This is a genomic window from Methylobacterium gnaphalii (assembly GCF_007992215.1).
In the GTDB taxonomy this organism is placed as follows: domain Bacteria; phylum Pseudomonadota; class Alphaproteobacteria; order Rhizobiales; family Beijerinckiaceae; genus Methylobacterium; species Methylobacterium gnaphalii.
In genome coordinates this window covers 79,181-96,488 of the sequence record NZ_BJZV01000006.1, presented here as the reverse complement: position 1 = coordinate 96,488, position 17,308 = coordinate 79,181, and the positions used below count along the sequence as shown (strand labels likewise).

Here is a 17,308-nt window from a genome sequence, read left to right as displayed (position 1 = left end):
GCTTATCGCATCATGAGCCGCAACGAGACCGCCGATACCCTCGATCGTCCCGCGGAGGACGGCGCCGAAGGGCGTCCGAACCTCTCTGCGAGCATCCGTACGCATCTCGGCGACCAGCTGCGCACCGTCTACGAGTCGATCGAAACACCGGATGCGGTCACCGCCCGCTTCGCCGATCTCATCACGAAGCTCGAGGCCGCGCTGAAGGCGCAGGGCGAGCGCGTCGATCCCGATTTCCGCAACGGCCTGCTCGCGGCCGTGCCCTCACTTCGCGCCTTCGCGCTCTCTCTGACCTCGAACCCGGCTCGTTCGGACGACCTCGTCCAGGACACGCTGATGAAGGGCTGGCAGCACCGCGCCCGCTTCCAGCCCGGCACCAACCTGAATGCCTGGCTATTCACGATCCTTCGCAACATCTTCTACTCGGACCACCGCAAACGCGTGCGCGAGGTCGAGGACCAGGATGGTTCCTACGCGGCGCGCCTCGCCACCGCCCCGCACCAGGGAGACCGGCTCGACGTAGAGGACCTCCAGTCAGCGCTGGCCAAGCTGCCGCCGGACCAGCGCGAGGCGCTGGTGCTCGTGGGTGCCGAAGGCGTGTCCTACGAGGAGGCCGCGACGATCATGGGATGCAAGGTCGGCACGGTGAAGAGCCGCGTCAGCCGCGCCCGTGGCCGCCTCGCCGAGCTGCTCGGCTACGACGAGGAAGACCTCGGCTCCGACCGGTTCATCCAATCGGCGATGCCAAAGGAAGCCTGAACTCTCCCTGTAGGAGAGCCGGAACGGGCTCACCGAAGCGATGCCGGCAGCCGTGAAGCGGATCTTATGCCCATCACTAGGCTTGAAAAATTCTGTTCTGAGCGAGAGGCTTAGCCGAAAAGAATCGGCTCTTTTTATTTTTCGATGCATCCCTTTTCGGAGTCGCGGAGTTACCGGGCCGTGTCCGCAACGCTCGCTGCGTTGCGAGAAATCGGAAACGGAGACGCGTCCCATGAAACTCAAGACTCTTCTCGCTGTGACCACCATCGCGTTGGCGCTGCCGATGGCTGCGCAGGCGCAAGGCACCATTCGCGGCGCTGAGCGCGGCGCGCAGGAAGGCGCCGATGTCGGCGGGCCAATCGGTGCCGTGGTTGGCGGTGCCGTCGGCGCTGCGACCGGCACGGTCGGCGGCATTCTCGGCGTCGACGATCGCCCGCGCTTTCGCTCCTACGTGCGTGAGCGCAACGTTCGCTCCTACGACTATAATGGCCGCGTCGCTGTGGGTGCCGAGCTGCCCCGCTCCGGCGTGACCTACTACGATGTGCCGAGCGAGTACCGCGTCGCACGCGGCACCCGCTACACCGTCGTGAACGATACGCCGGTCCTCGTCGATACCCGCGGCCACATTATCGAAGTGATCAATTGATCCCACGCTGACGAGTTTATTCGACTCGTCGAGAACAGGCTCCGGCACCTCGTGCCGGAGCCTTTTTCATAGAATGACCGTTGCAGCGTTCACTGCTCGACAGTTTTCACCTCGTTTCGGCAACGTTTGATCCGTTCGCCCGTTGATTTGCCTGAGAGATGCAAGGTGCGAACGACCTATGAACGACGACAGCGATACGAGCCTGCCAGAACCGGTGCGTGATCATCTCGGCCAACAGCTTCGTACGATCTACACAGTTGGCGATGGCAAGCCGCGCTTCCTCGGTGACGAGGCAGGCGTACCACACGAATTTGTGCCTCAGATCGAACGGCTTGAGACCCGCCTCAAGACGCACGAGGAGGGCACTGAGGCCGTGGGTCAGGCGCTCGACCAGATTGTCGAAGCCTTCGGACCCACATTGAAGCCGCCGCTCCAAACCGGCTGAGGCCGTGGGGCTCAAATCTTTGTGCGCACGGCGAGGATGTCGCGGATTTCCGTGAGCAGCTTCACATCGGCCGGGACCTCGGCAACGGCCTCGGGCTTGGCCTCCTCCTTGGTCTTCAGCTTGTTCATGGCCCGGATCACCATGAAGAGCACGAAGGCGACGATCGTGAAATTCACCGCGAGCGTCAGGAACTGGCCGTAGCCGACCACCGCACCGAGCTTCTTGGCATCGCCGTAGGCGAGGCCCGGAGTTACCTTGGATGACAGCGCGACATAGTAGTTCGAGAAGTCGAGGCCGCCTGTCACCGCGCCGATGATCGGCATGATGATGTCCTGTACGAGCGAGGTGACGATGGCGCCGAAGGCCGCGCCGATGATCACGCCGACCGCGAGATCGACGACGTTGCCGCGCAGAGCGAACTTCTTGAATTCCTCCAACATTCGTCGTCTCCTGAATTTGCGAGTCCGGCAGTCAGGCTATTGCAGGATGCGGGCATGCCAAGCGGCTGGGCTCGACTTTCCACGATCGATTGCATCCCTCGGTCGAAATTCAGGCACCGCGTGGGTGAGGGCGGCATGTCGGATTGGAACGCCGCGCAGTACCTGCGCTTCGCCGCGGAGCGGACCCGGCCAGCCGCCGACCTCCTGGCCCGCGTGCCGCTCGACCAGGGCGTTTCAGTCTGCGATCTCGGCTGCGGCCCGGGCAATTCGACCGCACTGCTCGCCGCGCGCTTCCCGAAGGCCCGCATCACCGGGATCGACAGCGCACCGGACATGCTCGCCCAGGCTCGGAGCACCTTGCCGCGCGTCGACTTCGTGCAGGCCGACCTTCGCGACTACGCGCCGCACCATCCGCCGGACCTGATTTTCTCCAACGCCGTGCTGCAATGGCTGCCCGACCATGAGACCCTGGTCCCGCGGCTCGCGCGCCTGCTTCGGCCTGGCGGCTGCCTCGCGTTCCAGGTGCCCAACAACCTCAACGAACCCTCGCATGCTCTGATGCGCAGGGTGGCGGCCGACGGACCTTGGAGCGACTTGATCGGCGATGCCGAGTCGATGCGCGAGCGGATCCCGCCGGCAGCGGCCTATTACGACTGGTTGCGGGAGGCCAATTGCAGCGTTGACGCCTGGGAGACGACCTATGTCCACCCACTGGCCGATGCAGCTGCGATCGTCGCCTGGCTCCAGGCGACGGGCCTGAGGCCCTTCCTGGCACCGCTCGACCACGACATGCGGGCCGGCTTCCTCGCGGCCTACGAGGCGGCGCTGGAAGAGGCCTATCCGCGGCGGCGCGACGGGCGGGTGCTGCTGCGCTTTCCACGCCTCTTCGTGGTGGCGCGGCGGGGTTGAGCGATCGCACCGTCCCACCCTGCCCGGGAAGGGGTCAGGGCTCGTGGGTCTCGTTCAGCGTTGGCGCAGCCGCCTCCAGTTTCACGCGGCGGCGGTACTGCATCGCGCCGACCGGGAGGGCGAGGAGGTAGACGACCGCCAGCGTCACCATCGTCTCGAAGGGGAAGCTGATCACCAGGCCGAACACCACGACGAGGACGAGGAAGATCGGCAGCACGTGCTCGCGCGGCACGCGCTTGCCCCAGGTCTTGCCGGAGAAGGTCGGCACGGTGGAGACCACGAGGAGGGCGATGCACAGGACGTAGACGAGCAGCACCGGCGCGGCCCAGCGCTCGAAGGTCAGGCCGAGGAAGTGCAGGTAGAGTGGCAGCATGCCGGTGAGCGCGCCGGCCGGTGCCGGCATGCCGACGAAGAAGTCCTTCTTCCATTCGGGCCGGTTCGGATCGTCGAGCATCGCGTTGAAGCGGGCGAGCCTCAGCGCCATGGCGATGGCGAAGACGAGCGCCACGATCCAGCCGACCGATTTCAGGTGGTGGAGCGCGAATCCGTAGAGGATCAGGGCCGGCGCGCAGCCGAAATTCACGAAGTCGGCCAACGAGTCGAGCTCGGCGCCGAAGCGCGAGGTGCCCTTGAGCAGGCGCGCCACGCGCCCGTCGATCCCGTCGAGGACCGCCGCCACCACCACCGAGATCACGGCCGGCTCGAATCGCCCCTCGAAGGCCAGCCGGATCGCGGTCAGCCCGAGGCAGAGCGCGAGCAGCGTGATCATGTTCGGCGCGATCATCCGGAACGGAATCGGCTTGAACCGCCGCCGCCGGGGTTCGTTCGCATCCGGCGCGAAGGGCGGGAAAAGATCGTCCATGTCGCCTCCGTCCGCTCGGCGCTCAGATACGGCGGAACGCCCGCTCCGGGCCGCCCCCGAGATCAGCGAGCACCGTCTCGCCGGCCACCGACTTCTGGCCGAGTCCAACCAGCACGCGGGCGGTGGTCGGCAGGTAGACGTCCACCCGCGAGCCGAAGCGGATCAGGCCGAAGCGCTCGCCGGTCTGAAGCGTGTCGCCCGCCGAGACGAAGCCGACGATGCGCCGCGCCACCAGCCCGGCGATCTGCACCACGCCGACGCGCAGCGGCACGCCCTTGTGGATCGTCTCGATGACGAGGCCGTTGCGCTCGTTGTCGTCGCTGGCCTTGTCGAGCTCGGCGTTGAGGAAGAGCCCGGGCGTGTAGTGGATCTGGCCGATCCGGCCGGTCACCGGCACGCGGTTCACGTGGCAGTCGAACACGTTCATGAAGACCGAGATGCGCAGCATCGGCTCGTGCGAGAGGTCGAGCTCGGGCGGCGGCACCACGGTGGAGATCAGGTTCACGCGCCCGTCGGCCGGGGCGATGACGAGGCCCTCGCCGGAGGGCACCACCCGCTCGGGATCGCGGAAGAAGTAGCAGACCCAGAGCGTCAGGATCAGGAAGATCCAGAAGAAGGCCTGGGCGAAGTAGCCGAGCAGCACCGTGAGCACGATGCCGATCAGGATGAAGGGGTAGCCCTCCTTGTGGATCGGCACGAGGGTCCGGCGGATCGTCTCGAAGAGGTCGGTCATGGCGCCCTGGCACTGTCTCGCGCGTCGTCTCGCGATGGCAGGCACCCGCGCCGCCGTCAACCGGCGAGGCTGCGGCCCATAGCGGCTGCGGCCCGTCCGGCGAGAGCCGGGCGGGCCGCATCGTCGGCCGCCCCGGCGGCGGCCATGTCCCGGAACGGGCCCCGGTCAGCAGCTCAGGCGTCTGTTCTCGCGGCGTCCGAAGGTGCGGTAATGGGCGAGGCCGGAGGTCACCTGCCCGTTCACGATGGCGCGGCGGACATCGGGGTTGCAGCGCAGGTACTCGCGCTCGTCGAAGGCATAGTCGCCGCGGTTGCGCTCGCGTCCGCGGTAGTCGCGGTCATTGTAACCGCGGTCACGGTAGTCGCGGTCGTAATCGCGTCTGTCGTAGCCGTAGTCCCGCCCGCCATAGGGCTGTGCCAGGGCCGGAACAATCGTGGCGAGCCCGACAACGGCCGCCATCCAGAATCTCTTCAAGGTTTCGCTCCCTCACGTCTCTTGTTGCAGGCTGCTTGAAACACGGCTTGCCCCCTCAACACCAGGGGCAGGCACGACATCGATCGCCGCGATCGCTTCGATCCTCTGATTTCCTGTCATCACCCCACTGCGCGGCGGGAACGGGATGTCGGCGTGCCCCATTGCGCGGACGCGCGGCTCGGCGCATCGATACGGCAACGAGCGGGACGGGCCGGCGGATCCTCCGGCCGGCGGAGAGCGAGAGCCATGGCACGATCGACGATGAGCGCCCGCGACGCGGCGGAGGCGGCCTTCAAGAAGACCACCACGAAGCCGGTCGAGGCCGCATCCGTGGCGAAGGGGCCGGTCATTCCGGGGGCGCGCGAGCAGGTCTCGCTGCGCATCGATCGCGACGTGCTGGAACACTTCCAGGCCGACGGGCCGGGCTGGCAGGATCGCCTCAACGCCGCGCTCCGCGAGGCGGCCGGGTTGTCCTGAGCGAGGCGGCCCGGCCTGCCCGAGGCGGGGAGCGCCGCATGTCCGTGAACCCGTTTCGGGCCTTCTGGATGCGCCCGCGCCTCCTCGGCGCGATCCTCGTCGCGCTCGTGCTGACGGCGGCCCTGCCCTTCGCCTCGATCTGGACGCGCCTGCTCCTCGGCTGGTGCGCCGCTGTCGTGGTTTACACGACCATGGTGACCTGGAACGCCGCCGACGGCACACCCGACGCCCTGCGCCGCGAGGCCTCGCGCCTCGACGACAGCGCGCCGGTGATCTCGCTCTTCGCCATCCTGGCCGCGGCCGCGAGCATCGGCTCCGTCGCCATGCTGGTCTTCGGCCAGCAGGAGCATGACGGCTACAAGGCGGCCCATCTCGCCCTGGCCGCCGCGACGATGGTCTGCACCTGGGTCTTCGTGCAGATCGTCTTCACGATCCACTACGCCCATGTCTATTACGGCTCGGACGAGAAGGGCGGCAGCCGCGGCGGGCTGGACTTTAACGGCGACGCGAACCCTGATTTCTGGGACTTCCTGTACTTCTCCGTGACGATCGGCGCGACGTCGCAGACCTCCGACACCGACATCACCTCGAAGCGCATGCGCCGCATCGCGACGGTGCAGACGATCTACGCGTATTTCTTCAACACCAGCATCCTGGCCCTCGCCATCAACATGGCGGCCGGCTTCGTCCAGCATTGAGCCGCGGGGCAGCGGCGATTGTCCCGGCTCCGGCCCGATCGGTCTTTGCGGAATGGTGGGGCCTCGTGAGGGCCTGCCTCGGCCTGAAGAACAGTCCAAGCTCAGTCATCGTCGACAACGAGCAGGGCGAAATCTCTTTTCCCCTCAAACCTTGTGCGACAGCGCACAGGCAAGGTCGGCAAGCGGCGCGCGCCGGGATGAAGGCTCAACCAGGGAGCGTTCACAAAACGACACCTTCCGCTGCGGAGTCGCCCCATGCACCGCACCTCCTCGCATGCTCGCAGAGCGCGAAGCTCGCTCGCCGGCCGGCCGGCCAGGCCGCCCGTTCGCACGAGAGATCTCGTGCGAGCCGCGACCGGGGTCGTGCTCCTTGGCGGACTCTGCCTGCTGCTCGAGGCCTGCCTGGCAACGGGGGCGCAAGGCTTCGTCGACGTCACGGGAGCTCTCAGCTGAACGTTTCCCCCTCTCCGGCGTGCAGGGTGCAAGGCCAGACCCCAACGGCGCGGGCTCGTGGATGAGGCAGACTCATCCGAGCCGTCTGCCAGCGCAAAGGGCGGGTAAGGCTCCAGCCGGCCCGCCGCATCGCCGCTCCCCGCTTAGGCAGGGAACCGCACGCGCGTCGGGAAGGCCGCGCAGCCCGCCTCGTCGAACATGCCCTCCCCGCAGGTCCCAGCATCCGGGCCGCCCGCATCGGTGGAGGGCCGCGAGGTCTCGCGAGCCGGCCGGACGAGGCTGCCCCGGTCACCCCGGCGCGGGCCATGCCTCCCGGGCCAGGATGCGTCGCAGCCTTTGCGCCCGGGACGACCGCGTCTGGCGGCCTCCCGACGGCCGTGGCGTCGGCGGCTTCCGCTCGCCCCTGCCTGCCTCGCCCGTTCGGCTGCGCTGAGGCCGCATGGCGCTCCCGCCGGGATCTGTCTCCCGGCCGCCTGCGTCTAAGATCATTGTTGCGAACACCCCGTCCGTTTCCGAAGGCCACGATCCCTTGCCGCATGCGACCGAACTGATCGCCATCATCGCTGTCGGCCTGACGCTCGCTTTCGTCTGCGGAATGCTCGCGCAGCGTCTCAGGCTGCCTCCCCTGGTCGGCTATCTGCTCGCGGGCGTTCTCCTCGGGCCGTACACGCCGGGATTTGTCGGAGACAGCAATCTCACGGGCCAGCTGGCGGAGATCGGCGTCATCCTCCTGATGTTCGGCGTCGGTCTGCACTTCTCCTTCAAGGACCTCATGGCCGTGCGCGCGATCGCCTTGCCGGGGGCCGTCGTGCAGATCGTGGCGGCAACGGCCATGGGCGTCGGCCTTGCCGCGGCGTGGGGGTGGAGCCTCGGCCAGGGACTGGTCTTCGGCCTCGCGCTGTCGGTCGCGAGCACCGTGGTGCTGTTGCGGGCCCTGGAGGAGCGCGGTCTGCTCGACACCGATGACGGGCGCATCGCCGTGGGCTGGCTCATCGTCGAGGATCTGGCGATGGTGCTCGCGCTCGTCGTCCTGCCGGCGATCGCGCCCTCCCTCGGCGGCGAAGCGAAGGCTACCACCCACACGACGGCCGGCACCGTCAACGCCTTCATCGGGCATCTGGTCGGGCCCGGCTATGCCGGGAGCCTGCTGCTCACCGTCGTTTTGACGCTCGCCAAAGTCGGGCTTTTCGCCGGCCTGATGCTGGTTGCCGGACGCCGCGTCATCCCCTGGTTGCTGGATCAGGCGGCGCGGACCGGCTCGCGTGAGCTGTTCACCCTCGCGGTTCTGGCCATGGCGCTGGGGATCGCCTTCGGCTCGGCGGAGCTGTTCGGCGTCTCCTTCGCGCTCGGGGCCTTCTTCGCGGGAATGGTGCTCGCCGAGTCGGATCTCAGCCATCAGGCCGCAGCCGATTCCCTGCCGCTCCAAGACGCCTTCGCGGTCCTGTTCTTCGTCTCGATCGGCATGCTGTTCGATCCGAGCATTCTCCTGCGCGAGCCGCTCTCGGTCCTCGCGGTGCTCGGCGTGATCATGATCGGCAAGTCACTCGCCGCCGTGGCGATCGTCGTCGCCTTCCGGCACCCGATCGGCACGGCGTTGACCATCGCCGCGAGCCTGGCCCAGATCGGCGAATTCTCCTTCATCCTGGTGACGCTCGGCCTCTCTCTGAAACTGCTGCCGGAAGAGGGGCGCAATCTGATCCTGGGAGGCGCCCTGCTCTCGATCACGTTAAACCCGCTGTTCTTCGCCCTCGCGGCGCAGATGAAGCAGGTTGTCGCCAGGCATCCGGGCCTTGCTGCGCCTTTCAAGGGCCGAGGCGCGGCCGACGCGGCCGCCTCGTCCGAGACGTCGCGCAGACGCAACCACGTCGTGATCGTCGGCTACGGGCGCGTGGGCAGCAGTATCGGCGCGACGCTGCAGGCCTGGGATCTGCCCTTTGTGGTGGTGGAGCGCGACCGGCGTCGCGTGCTGGATCTGCGCGCAGCCGGCATTCCGGCGGTCTTCGGGAACGCAACGGCGCCCGGGATTCTCGAAGCGGCCGGCATCCGGGAGGCGCATCTGCTCGTGATCGCCACGCCCGATCCGCATCAGGCCCACCGGCTCGTGGAGGCCGCACGCGCGTTGAACCCGGCGATCGACACGGTGGTGCGCACCCACAGTGAAGCCGAGCGGCTGCGGCTCGAGGAGGATCGGGTGGGGCTTGTCCTGATGGGAGAGCGGGAATTGTCGCTCGGCATGTCGCTCTACGCCTTGCGCAGTCTCGGCATCAGAGAGGGCGAGGCCCGCCTGTTCATCGATTCGGCCCGGACCGAAAGCCGCTTCGGATCGGACAAGACAACGGGACCCGTCAGGGGAACCCCTGAACTGAGACATCAGCACGATGAGGGCACAGACCGGTTTCTGTGATGTCTCCGCTCGGGGCCGCCACATGATGGGAGCGCCTGCACCGGCTCTTCGCCTCGCCATGACGGCGCGGCTAGCGAGGTGATCGCCCTGGAACTGTACAGTTGCGGACATTCAACCGAAGGCTGCTGGACGCCTCCGGAAAAGAAGAACTAGCCTGCTTAAGAATGGGACTATCGATCGAGGTTGTACGTGCCGGACGATCACTGCGCTCTCGGGGGTGTCACGGCTCTCTGCCAGGAGGCTCGGTCCATCCTCGGGAGGAAAGGCAGTTTCCGCCTTCGAACTCTCCTGGATATGGTTCTGATGGAGCTCGGGAAGGAGGCGGCTAGAACTCCTCGACCTGACACACCAGACGCACCTTCAGCCGACGGTTACCCCCCTCGTCCCGCACTGTCAGAACGAGCGTCGTCTCTCTTGCATCTTCCGCTTCGGCTGCAGCGAGATGGGTCACGGCCTTGAGCGCTTCGGCGCGCAGGATCGCGCCGTCCTCCATGTCGCGGCCGACATCGTCGCGTAGCTCGACGCCATCGTAAATATCGAAGAAAAACCGCCCCATCGCGCCCAGGTTTCCGCCTTGGGTTGCCGCAAGCTTCGTTGCCGGCGGTCGGATTGGATACTTAATGCATTCCGGATTGCGCGCAAAGCAAAGGTTCGAAAGCGTTCTCTCATCCGCCCGTTGCTCCGTCGCGAGAGCGAGGCTTCACGGATGACTTTGCCGGTGGCGTCTCTGAAGGTTCGCCGTCCGTCGCTTACATCGATATCGACCTACGGGACGTGGATCTCGGGGCACGGACGGAAGACCTGCAACCCGCTGATTCCCGTGCGGTTTTGGCGTCGAGACGCATACAGGCTCCAGTCTTGGGCCGCGCTTGGCGGCGGCATCGGGCGACCGTCACGGCGTCAAAGCTGAACGCGCTTCAGCTCGTCGCCATCCTCGTCGCGGATGATGAGGAACCAGCCATCGGTCGTCTCGGGAAGCTCCCCGCTGGCGCGCATCTCTTCGACGGCGCGACGGGCCTGCTCAACGGCTTGAGCGAAGTTGTCGGCAATGACGCCATCCTCGTCGCGGATGATCGTTTGCCCGTCATCCAAGTCGAAATAATATCGCGCCAACACTTTCCTCTCCTAGGCTGACGGCCAGGACAGCCATTTCGGCCCGTGAGTACGCAGTAAACCACAAGCTTGAGGGTGGACCGCTGCAATCTTCACTGTATTGTTGATCTAATATGTGGTATGAATGTTGAATTGGATATCCGCTAAGTCGAGTACTCAGCCTTTTTAGCAGAGGAGTACCCATGTCGTGCCTGAAGAGGAGCGGACCCTAAGAGAAAATACTGTTAAGGTCTCTTCGGATAAAGACGCGCAGGTTCGCGAGCATATCCGCAAGGTTCTGCAGAAACTCACTCGCCTTCTTCACGACAGAACTCGCCCGGAATAGGGCGTCGACTGATTCGGCCAGATTAACTATTCAATAGTTCGATAAGATCCCTGCGACAACACCACATTGGGCTACGCGGGAGAAGATTTGGTCAGTTCTTGGCGTCTCACCGCCGCTTCACAATTGGCAGCATAGCCGCGCGATCGACAGCAAAAAGGCCGCCTCGATGGGCGGCCTTGGGATGCCGACGCAGCCCCGATGGGCGCGAACGGGCCGGTGCACGATTCGATGCGTGCGGATGAATTACTCAGTTCAGATAGCCGCGGATGGCGGTTGGGGCGAGCATCTCGCCGTCCTCGGTGATGATCCAGGGCTGCCGGGACGAATCGGCCAGGACGCGGGCCGCGGCGGCGAGCGCCTCGCGCAGACTCGCGTAATGCGTGGAGACCATCTGCGCGGCACTCTCGGTGAGAGCAGGCCAGACAGCGAGATCGGCGGGCCGTTCAAGGGCTTCGGTTTCCATGGCGTCGTAACTTCCCTTCGAGGGATCTCTGAGCCCAGCGACCCTAGCCACGTCCTCTTGAACGGGCGGTGAGATCGTCTGTCGGCTTCCGTTCATGTTCGCGAGCCTCGCATCCCGGTTACCGGAGCGATGTGCCGCGCCGCACGCAGCCCGGCTGGCCGGGCAGCGGCCTTGAGCGTCCGGGGCCGGTCGGCATGGCAGAGGGGTCGGAATGGAGGGGGCGACTGCGCGCGGCAGTCGATCACCGGGAAGGCCGGGGTCTCGACCCGTTCGTCTATCCCTGACGTCGGGGAGGCCCATCCTGCGGCAGGCCGCCCAGCCGGTGCCGGGCGGCCTCGGGACGCGCCTTACTGGGACGATCCGCTGCCGCTCGCGCCACCGCTGCCCTGCGGCACGGCGCGCTCCGGCTGGGCGGCGTTGCCGGCCGCGGAGGAATTTGACTGGTAGGTGTCGGCGCCGGTGGAGCCGCGCGGCACGACGGCGTCTCGGTCGTTGCCGGTGTTGTTCTGCCCGCCGGTGACGGGACGGGAGGCCGGCTGCCCCGCGCCCGGAGCCGTCGCGGGCTGCGCGATCGCCGGGGAAGCGAGCATCAAGCCACCCAGAAGGGCGAGTCGGATCGTGTTCATCGTGTCTCCTGTAGGGGAATACAAACGAACGCGGCGCTGAGGAGAAATTTCCCGAACTGTACGATGGATGACGCTCAGCACCGGGCTGCCCCCGCTCGCCGGCAGCAACCATCGGCGTGCTCCTTTCGAAGGCGTACTTTCTACCCATTGCAGCCGAGGCCTGCGGGCGCTCTTAAAGGACACCGCTCCGGTTTCGTCACGGCGAAGCCGAACGGGTGGCGGACCGAGCCGCGTTTCGCGCTACGGGTTCCGGTCCGCCGCTTTTCCTCTGCATCCCCTCATCTCACAATAAATTCCTTCGATAGGAATTTTGCGATTGACAGCGCGACGCTGCTTGAGTACAAACAGTGAACGTTCCAGAGGTGTGACGAGACGGCGGGGGCGGCGATGGCATTCCGGAGCCCGCACACGCCGGAGACGCGCCAAGGCGTCCTGGCCCTGCTGGAAGACAGCGATCTCAGCATGGTGGCCATCGCCGCGCAGACGGGCGTCCCCGTCGCGACCGTGCGTCTCTGGAACAGCCAGGCGCGCATCCGGCCCTGGACACGCGCCTCCCGGCTCGAGACCAATCCGCGCTACTGGACGAAGCGGCGCGTGGCGGCGGCCGCCCGGCTACTCGGGCGCGGCGACCTCGATCCGGGCGACCTCGCCGAGGCGATGGGGGTGAAGCGCGACGAGACCGGCGTCCTGATGCTGGCCTGCGGGCTCACGGCGGTGAGGGCCCCCGCGACGCGGCCGCTGCCGGCGGGGGCACCGGACCTCGCCGATCTCGACGCGGCCCTGCGCTACCACATCGCCCGCCAGATCGCGGCCTTCGACGACAAGTTGCGCAGCGCCGGCCCGGCCGACGACACCGCGCGGCTCCTGCGCGACCTCGGTGGCCTCAAGCGCCTCCTCGACGACCTCTCGGCCCACGCTTAACCGACCCCGACGGAGACGCGGATGGAGAGCGCTGGCAGGATCTCGCCGCCCTCCGCGCGGATCTCGCGCGACGCTATGAGGCGTTCGCGGCAGGCCGGCACGCTGACGGCCTTCCTGGAGAGCCTGCCGCCCGAGCATCTGGCGGCGCTCGCCGATGACTGGCTGCAGCTCGCCCGCGACGACCAGCTTCCGCCGCCCGGCGACTGGACGACCTGGGCCTTCATCGGCGGGCGCGGCGCGGGCAAGACGCGGGCCGGCGCGGAATGGGTGCGCGGGCTTGCCCATGGCGATCCCGGTCTGACGCCGGAGCCGGTCGGGCGCATCGCCCTCGTCGGCGAGACCTATGCCGACGTGCGCGACGTGATGATCGAGGGGCCCTCGGGCCTGCTCGCGCTGCCCTGTCTCGGCGGGGCGCGGCCGCTCTGGCAGCCCTCGCGGCGCCGGCTCACCTTCGCCAACGGCGCGGTCGCCCTCGCCTTCTCGGCGGAGGAGCCGGATTCCCTGCGCGGGCCTCAATTCGGGGCGGCCTGGTCCGACGAGGTGGCGAAATGGCGCTACGCCGAGACCGCCTTCGACATGATCCAGTTCGGCCTGCGCCTCGGCACGCATCCGCGCGGCCTGGTCACCACGACGCCGCGGCCGGTCCCGCTGCTGCGCCGGCTGCTCGACGATCCGCGCACCGCCGTCACCCGCGCCCGCACGGCCGACAACGCGCACAACCTGGCGCCGCATTTTCTGGAGACGGTGGTCGGCCGCTATGCCGGCACCCGCCTCGGCCGGCAGGAACTCGACGGTGAGCTGATCGAGGACCGGGCCGACGCCCTCTGGACCCGCGAGGCCATCGAGGCGGCCCGTGTGGCCGCCGCGCCGGTCCTGGTGCGGCTGGTGGTGGCGGTCGATCCGCCAGCCTCCTCCCGTGCCGGAGCCGATGCCTGCGGCATCGTCGCCGCCGGGCTCGCCTCCGACGGCACGGCCTATGTGATCGCCGACGCCACGCTGGGGCAGGCCCCGCCGGAACGCTGGGCGCGGGCGGCTCTGGCGCTCTATCACAGGCTGCGCGCCGACGCCCTCGTCGTCGAGGTGAACCAGGGCGGCGAGATGGTCACCTCGGTGATGGCCGAGGTCGACCCCTCGGTGCCCGTCACCCCGGTGCGCGCCACGCGCGGAAAGTATCTGCGGGCCGAGCCGGTCTCGCTGCTCTACGCCAGGGGCCGCGTCCACCATGTCGGCGCCCTGCCGGCCTTGGAGGACGAACTCTGCGATTTCGGCCCCGGCGGCCTCTCCACCGGCGCCTCGCCCGATCGGCTCGATGCCCTGGTCTGGGCGCTGACGCATCTCATGCTGACGCCCCAGGCCGAGCCGCGCGTGCGGGTGTTGTGAGGCAGGCCAGCCCCGAATGGTAATCCCACCCGGCCCCCTCATCCGGTGGCGGCGCGGGGCGTCGCTCTCGCGGGAGGGCTCCGGACGTCTCGGCGATTCCTGGCCTCCGGCTGCGAGGCTGCTTCGCGGCAGATCAGGAAGAGCCGGTCGGGTGGACGCAGCAGAAGCGAGGTCAGATGCCCAACCTCCTGAACCGCCTCGCCCGCGCGGCCGGCTACGCGCCGGCCACCAAGGCCGCCCCCGCGACGGTGGCCTTCTACGGCGAGGGCCGGCCGGTCTGGTCCGCCCGCGAGCCCGTGGCCTTCGCCCGCGAGGGCTATGCCCGCAACGCCGTGGCCCACCGCTGCGTGCGTCTCGTCGCCGAGGCGGCGGCCACGCTGCCGCTCACGCTCGACGGCGGCAGCGACGCGCATCCGCTGCTCGCGCTGCTGGCCCGGCCGAACCCGCGCGAGGGCGGCGCGGGCTTCCTGGAGGGCGTCTACGGGCATCTGATGGTGTCGGGAAACGCCTATCTCGAAGCCGTCGGCCTCGAGGGCGTTCCGCGTGAGCTGTTCTGCCTTCGCCCCGACCGGATGCGCGCCGTCCCTGGCCCCGATGGCTGGATCGGCGCCTACCTGTACAGCGCGGGCGGGCGCAGCATCCGCTACGAGCAGACCGGTCCGCTTCCGCCGATCCTGCATCTCGCGCAGTTCAACCCGCTCGACGACCATTACGGTCTCTCGCCGATGGAGGCGGCGGCCGTCTCCCTCGACATCCACAACGCGGCCGGCGCCTGGCACAAGGCGCTGCTCGACAACGCTGCCCGCCCCTCCGGCGCCTTGGTCTTCGCACCCTCGACCGGCGCGGCGCTGAGCGAGGCACAATTCAGCCGGCTAAAGAACGAGCTGGAGGCGAACTACCAGGGTGCCGGCAATGCCGGCCGCCCGCTGCTCCTCGACGGCGGCCTCGACTGGCGGCCGCTGGCCTTGTCGCCGAAGGAGATGGATTTCGTGGAGGCCAAGGCCTCGGCCGCCCGCGAGATCGCGCTGGCCTTCGGCGTGCCGCCCCTGCTGCTCGGCCTGCCGGGCGACAACACCCACGCCAATTACGCCGAGGCGAACCGCGCCTTCTACCGCCAGACCATCGTGCCGCTCGTGCGTCGCACCGCGGCCGCCATCGCCACCTGGCTCGAGCCGGCCCTTGGCCCGGCCCGGCTGGAGCCCGACCTCGATGCCATCGAGGCGCTCGCCGTCGAGCGGGAATCGCTGTGGCGGCGCGTGGCGAACGCGGATTTCCTCACATTGGCCGAGAAGCGCCAGGCGGCAGGATATCCGGCCGCCATGGCGGAAGGCGGGGACTGAGCCCGCGCGCCCGTCGCCTTTTCGCTGCCGTGCCATGACGGCGCCCGGCACTCTGCATCACCGGAGGTGTCCCAGTGGACGGTCTTTTTGCCGGCTTTGCCAGTGTGTTCGGCGTGCCTGATCTCGGCCGCGACACGGTGGTGGCAGGCGCCTTCGCTGCGAGCGTCGCCCGGCGGGGCGCGGCCGGGGTGCGGATGCTCTGGCAGCACGATCCGGCCGAGCCGATCGGGCGCTGGCTCTCGCTCGTCGAGGATGCGCGGGGGCTTCGCGTCGAGGGGCGGTTGAATCTCGCCGTGCAGCGGGCTCGCGAGGTCGACGCGCTGATGCGCGAGGGCGTCTCGACGGTCTCTCCATCGGGTTTCGCGTGGTGAGGGCGATGCCCGAGCGCGGCGGGCGACGGCTCGTCGCGGTCGATCTCTGGGAGGTCTCGCTGGTGACCTTCCCGCTCCAGCCCGGCGCGCGCATGCTGACGCAGGCATCGACCGATCTCGCCGGCCGTCTCCGAAGCCAGGCGCAGCGCATGCGCGCCTGCATTCACGATCACCGTCAACCGTCGAGGATTGCATGACCGCACACAGCCCCATCGAGACCAAGTCCGCCTCTCCGCTCACCGAGCACAAGGCCGCCACCGGCGCCGTCGATGCGGCGCTCGAGGGTTTCGCGCGCGCCTTCGAGGCCTTCAAGGAGGCCAACGACACCCGGCTCGGCGAGATCGAGACCCGGCTCTCGGCCGACGTGCTCACCGAGGAGAAGCTCGCCCGGATCGACACGGCCCTCGACGAGGCCAGGTTCCGGCTCGACCGGATCAGCCTCGACCGCGCCCGGCCGCCGCTCGCCGGCTCCGACGGGGGCCGCGCGACATCGCGGGCACCGAGCATAAGGCTGCCTTCGATCTCTATGTTCGGGCCGGCGAGAGCACGGGACTGAAGCGGCTCGAGGAGAAGGCGCTCTCGGCCGGCTCCGGGCCGGATGGCGGCTACCTCGTGCCGGCGACGATCGAGCGCGAGGTGCTGCGGCGCCTCGCGCAGATCTCGCCGATCCGGGCGCTGGCGACGGTGCAGACCATCTCCGGCGGCCTCTACAAGCGCGCCTTCTCGCCCACCGGCCCGGCCGCCGGCTGGGTGGCGGAGACGGCGGCGCGGCCGCAGACCGACGCGCCGAACCTCTCGGAGCTCAGCTTCCCGGCCATGGAGCTCTACGCCATGCCGGCGGCGACGCAGACGCTGCTCGACGACGCGGTGGTCGACATCGATGCCTGGCTCTCGGCCGAGGTGGAGGACGTCTTCGCCGAGCAGGAGAGCACGGCCTTCGTCACCGGCAACGGCATCGGCCGGCCGCACGGCTTCCTCGCCTACGACACCGTGGCCAACGCGTCTTGGGCGCCCGGCAAGATCGGCTTCCTCGGCACCGGCACGGCCTCGGCCTTCCCGGCGAGCAACCCGGCCGACGTGCTGTTCGACCTGATCTATGCCCTGCGCGCCGGCTACCGCCAGAACGCCACCTTCGTCCTGAACCGCCGCGTGCAGAGCACGATCCGCAAGTTCAAGGATGCCGACGGCAACTACCTTTGGCAGCCGCCGAGCGCGGCCGACCGCGCCGCGACGCTGATGGTCTTCCCCGTCGCGGAGGCCGAGGCGATGCCCGATATCGGCTCGGGCAGCCTCTCGATCGCCTTCGGCGATTTCAAGCGCGGCTATCTCGTGGTCGACAGGACCGGGCTGCGGACGCTTCGCGATCCCTACTCCGCCAAGCCCTACGTGCTGTTCTACACGACCAAGCGCGTCGGTGGCGGCGTGCAGGATTTCGACGCGATCAAGCTTCTGAAGTTCGCCTGACCTCG

18 protein-coding genes and 2 pseudogenes are annotated in these 17,308 nt (G+C 68.2%); 12 read left to right on the top strand and 8 right to left on the bottom strand.

Annotation, left to right across the window (positions count from 1 at the left end; all coding sequences use genetic code 11):
- The first annotated feature begins 12 nt into the window (after positions 1 to 12).
- From MGN01_RS07310 to MGN01_RS07300, 3 genes are all read left to right on the top strand, one after another.
- Entirely contained in the window at positions 13 to 759 is a 747-nt protein-coding gene (locus MGN01_RS07310) for a sigma-70 family RNA polymerase sigma factor (protein WP_147045930.1), read from the top strand.
- Between the two features lie 232 nt (positions 760 to 991).
- Entirely contained in the window at positions 992 to 1,405 is a 414-nt protein-coding gene (locus tag MGN01_RS07305) for a DUF1236 domain-containing protein (RefSeq protein ID WP_147045929.1), read from the top strand.
- 178 nt (positions 1,406 to 1,583) lie between these two features.
- Complete coding sequence (locus MGN01_RS07300; RefSeq protein ID WP_147045928.1) at positions 1,584 to 1,850, top strand: hypothetical protein; 267 nt, start codon at positions 1,584 to 1,586, stop codon at positions 1,848 to 1,850.
- A gap of 11 nt (positions 1,851 to 1,861) precedes the next feature.
- On the opposite strand, the gene mscL is transcribed toward MGN01_RS07300, so the two are convergent.
- Positions 1,862 to 2,290 (bottom strand): large conductance mechanosensitive channel protein MscL, encoded by a 429-nt coding sequence (gene mscL / locus MGN01_RS07295; RefSeq protein WP_147045927.1) that lies wholly within the window; start codon positions 2,288 to 2,290, stop codon positions 1,862 to 1,864.
- A 135-nt stretch (positions 2,291 to 2,425) separates the two neighbouring features.
- Here mscL and tam point away from each other — a divergent pair, with 135 nt between their 5' ends.
- Positions 2,426 to 3,199, top strand: coding sequence for a trans-aconitate 2-methyltransferase (gene tam / locus MGN01_RS07290; protein ID WP_147045926.1), 774 nt, complete (start codon positions 2,426 to 2,428; stop codon positions 3,197 to 3,199).
- A gap of 34 nt (positions 3,200 to 3,233) precedes the next feature.
- Here the strand turns inward: tam and MGN01_RS07285 are convergent, their stop codons facing one another.
- The 3 genes from MGN01_RS07285 to MGN01_RS07275 all read right to left on the bottom strand — a co-directional run bounded on the left by MGN01_RS07285 (position 3,234) and on the right by MGN01_RS07275 (position 5,268).
- Positions 3,234 to 4,061, bottom strand: a complete 828-nt coding sequence (locus tag MGN01_RS07285) for a CDP-alcohol phosphatidyltransferase family protein (protein WP_147045925.1) — start codon at positions 4,059 to 4,061, stop codon at positions 3,234 to 3,236.
- A 22-nt stretch (positions 4,062 to 4,083) separates the two neighbouring features.
- Positions 4,084 to 4,830 carry a phosphatidylserine decarboxylase gene (locus tag MGN01_RS07280; protein WP_280178539.1) on the bottom strand — a complete coding sequence of 249 codons (747 nt, stop codon included), beginning with the start codon at positions 4,828 to 4,830 and terminating at the stop codon, positions 4,084 to 4,086.
- 129 nt (positions 4,831 to 4,959) lie between these two features.
- Positions 4,960 to 5,268 carry a hypothetical protein gene (locus MGN01_RS07275; RefSeq protein ID WP_373319149.1) on the bottom strand — a complete coding sequence of 103 codons (309 nt, stop codon included), beginning with the start codon at positions 5,266 to 5,268 and terminating at the stop codon, positions 4,960 to 4,962.
- Between the two features lie 246 nt (positions 5,269 to 5,514).
- On the opposite strand from MGN01_RS07275, the gene MGN01_RS07270 reads away from it, so the two are divergent.
- The 3 genes from MGN01_RS07270 (at position 5,515) to MGN01_RS07255 (ending at position 9,300) form a co-directional block, all read left to right on the top strand.
- Entirely contained in the window at positions 5,515 to 5,745 is a 231-nt protein-coding gene (locus MGN01_RS07270) for a BrnA antitoxin family protein (RefSeq protein WP_238257651.1), read from the top strand.
- Between the two features lie 38 nt (positions 5,746 to 5,783).
- The gene (locus tag MGN01_RS07265) at positions 5,784 to 6,443 is read left to right on the top strand and encodes a DUF1345 domain-containing protein (RefSeq protein WP_147045922.1); all 660 of its coding nucleotides are present in this window, start codon (positions 5,784 to 5,786) and stop codon (positions 6,441 to 6,443) included.
- 982 nt (positions 6,444 to 7,425) lie between these two features.
- Positions 7,426 to 9,300 carry a cation:proton antiporter domain-containing protein gene (locus MGN01_RS07255; protein ID WP_147045920.1) on the top strand — a complete coding sequence of 625 codons (1,875 nt, stop codon included), beginning with the start codon at positions 7,426 to 7,428 and terminating at the stop codon, positions 9,298 to 9,300.
- 325 nt (positions 9,301 to 9,625) lie between these two features.
- Here the strand turns inward: MGN01_RS07255 and MGN01_RS07250 are convergent, their stop codons facing one another.
- From MGN01_RS07250 to MGN01_RS07235, 4 genes are all read right to left on the bottom strand, one after another.
- Entirely contained in the window at positions 9,626 to 9,856 is a 231-nt protein-coding gene (locus MGN01_RS07250) for a DUF6894 family protein (protein WP_147045919.1), read from the bottom strand.
- A 344-nt stretch (positions 9,857 to 10,200) separates the two neighbouring features.
- Positions 10,201 to 10,416 carry a DUF6894 family protein gene (locus tag MGN01_RS07245; protein WP_238257653.1) on the bottom strand — a complete coding sequence of 72 codons (216 nt, stop codon included), beginning with the start codon at positions 10,414 to 10,416 and terminating at the stop codon, positions 10,201 to 10,203.
- 569 nt (positions 10,417 to 10,985) lie between these two features.
- Positions 10,986 to 11,201, bottom strand: coding sequence for a hypothetical protein (locus MGN01_RS07240; RefSeq protein WP_147045918.1), 216 nt, complete (start codon positions 11,199 to 11,201; stop codon positions 10,986 to 10,988).
- A gap of 347 nt (positions 11,202 to 11,548) precedes the next feature.
- Positions 11,549 to 11,827, bottom strand: a complete 279-nt coding sequence (locus MGN01_RS07235; protein WP_147045917.1) for a hypothetical protein — start codon at positions 11,825 to 11,827, stop codon at positions 11,549 to 11,551.
- 387 nt (positions 11,828 to 12,214) lie between these two features.
- Between MGN01_RS07235 and MGN01_RS07230 the strand changes: the two genes are divergently transcribed.
- The 5 genes and pseudogenes from MGN01_RS07230 to MGN01_RS07210 all read left to right on the top strand — a co-directional run bounded on the left by MGN01_RS07230 (position 12,215) and on the right by MGN01_RS07210 (position 17,303).
- The gene (locus MGN01_RS07230; RefSeq protein WP_147045916.1) at positions 12,215 to 12,748 is read left to right on the top strand and encodes a hypothetical protein; all 534 of its coding nucleotides are present in this window, start codon (positions 12,215 to 12,217) and stop codon (positions 12,746 to 12,748) included.
- A gap of 75 nt (positions 12,749 to 12,823) precedes the next feature.
- Positions 12,824 to 14,128 (top strand): DNA-packaging protein, encoded by a 1,305-nt coding sequence (locus tag MGN01_RS07225; RefSeq protein ID WP_147046043.1) that lies wholly within the window; start codon positions 12,824 to 12,826, stop codon positions 14,126 to 14,128.
- A 176-nt stretch (positions 14,129 to 14,304) separates the two neighbouring features.
- Positions 14,305 to 15,468: a phage portal protein gene (locus MGN01_RS07220; RefSeq protein WP_147045915.1), complete on the top strand. Its 1,164-nt coding sequence runs from the start codon at positions 14,305 to 14,307 to the stop codon at positions 15,466 to 15,468.
- Positions 15,469 to 15,542: 74 nt separating this feature from the next.
- Positions 15,543 to 16,036 (top strand): annotated as a pseudogene (locus tag MGN01_RS07215) (HK97 family phage prohead protease).
- A pseudogene (locus tag MGN01_RS07210) lies at positions 16,033 to 17,303 on the top strand (phage major capsid protein). The pseudogenes MGN01_RS07215 and MGN01_RS07210 overlap by 4 nt, the downstream one beginning before the upstream one ends.
- Positions 17,304 to 17,308 lie beyond the last annotated feature (5 nt).

Bases quoted from the DNA above. Each gene is read 5' to 3' on its own strand.
- MGN01_RS07310 (WP_147045930.1), top strand. From the start codon at position 13: ATGAGCCGCAACGAGACCGCCGATACCCTCGATCGTCCCGCGGAGGAC.
- MGN01_RS07305 (WP_147045929.1), top strand. From the start codon at position 992: ATGAAACTCAAGACTCTTCTCGCTGTGACCACCATCGCGTTGGCGCTG.
- MGN01_RS07300 (WP_147045928.1), top strand. From the start codon at position 1,584: ATGAACGACGACAGCGATACGAGCCTGCCAGAACCGGTGCGTGATCAT.
- mscL (WP_147045927.1), bottom strand. From the start codon at position 2,290: ATGTTGGAGGAATTCAAGAAGTTCGCTCTGCGCGGCAACGTCGTCGAT.
- tam (WP_147045926.1), top strand. From the start codon at position 2,426: ATGTCGGATTGGAACGCCGCGCAGTACCTGCGCTTCGCCGCGGAGCGG.
- MGN01_RS07285 (WP_147045925.1), bottom strand. From the start codon at position 4,061: ATGGACGATCTTTTCCCGCCCTTCGCGCCGGATGCGAACGAACCCCGG.
- MGN01_RS07270 (WP_238257651.1), top strand. From the start codon at position 5,515: ATGGCACGATCGACGATGAGCGCCCGCGACGCGGCGGAGGCGGCCTTC.
- MGN01_RS07265 (WP_147045922.1), top strand. From the start codon at position 5,784: ATGTCCGTGAACCCGTTTCGGGCCTTCTGGATGCGCCCGCGCCTCCTC.
- MGN01_RS07250 (WP_147045919.1), bottom strand. From the start codon at position 9,856: ATGGGGCGGTTTTTCTTCGATATTTACGATGGCGTCGAGCTACGCGAC.
- MGN01_RS07240 (WP_147045918.1), bottom strand. From the start codon at position 11,201: ATGGAAACCGAAGCCCTTGAACGGCCCGCCGATCTCGCTGTCTGGCCT.
- MGN01_RS07235 (WP_147045917.1), bottom strand. From the start codon at position 11,827: ATGAACACGATCCGACTCGCCCTTCTGGGTGGCTTGATGCTCGCTTCC.
- MGN01_RS07230 (WP_147045916.1), top strand. From the start codon at position 12,215: ATGGCATTCCGGAGCCCGCACACGCCGGAGACGCGCCAAGGCGTCCTG.
- MGN01_RS07225 (WP_147046043.1), top strand. From the start codon at position 12,824: ATGAGGCGTTCGCGGCAGGCCGGCACGCTGACGGCCTTCCTGGAGAGC.
- MGN01_RS07220 (WP_147045915.1), top strand. From the start codon at position 14,305: ATGCCCAACCTCCTGAACCGCCTCGCCCGCGCGGCCGGCTACGCGCCG.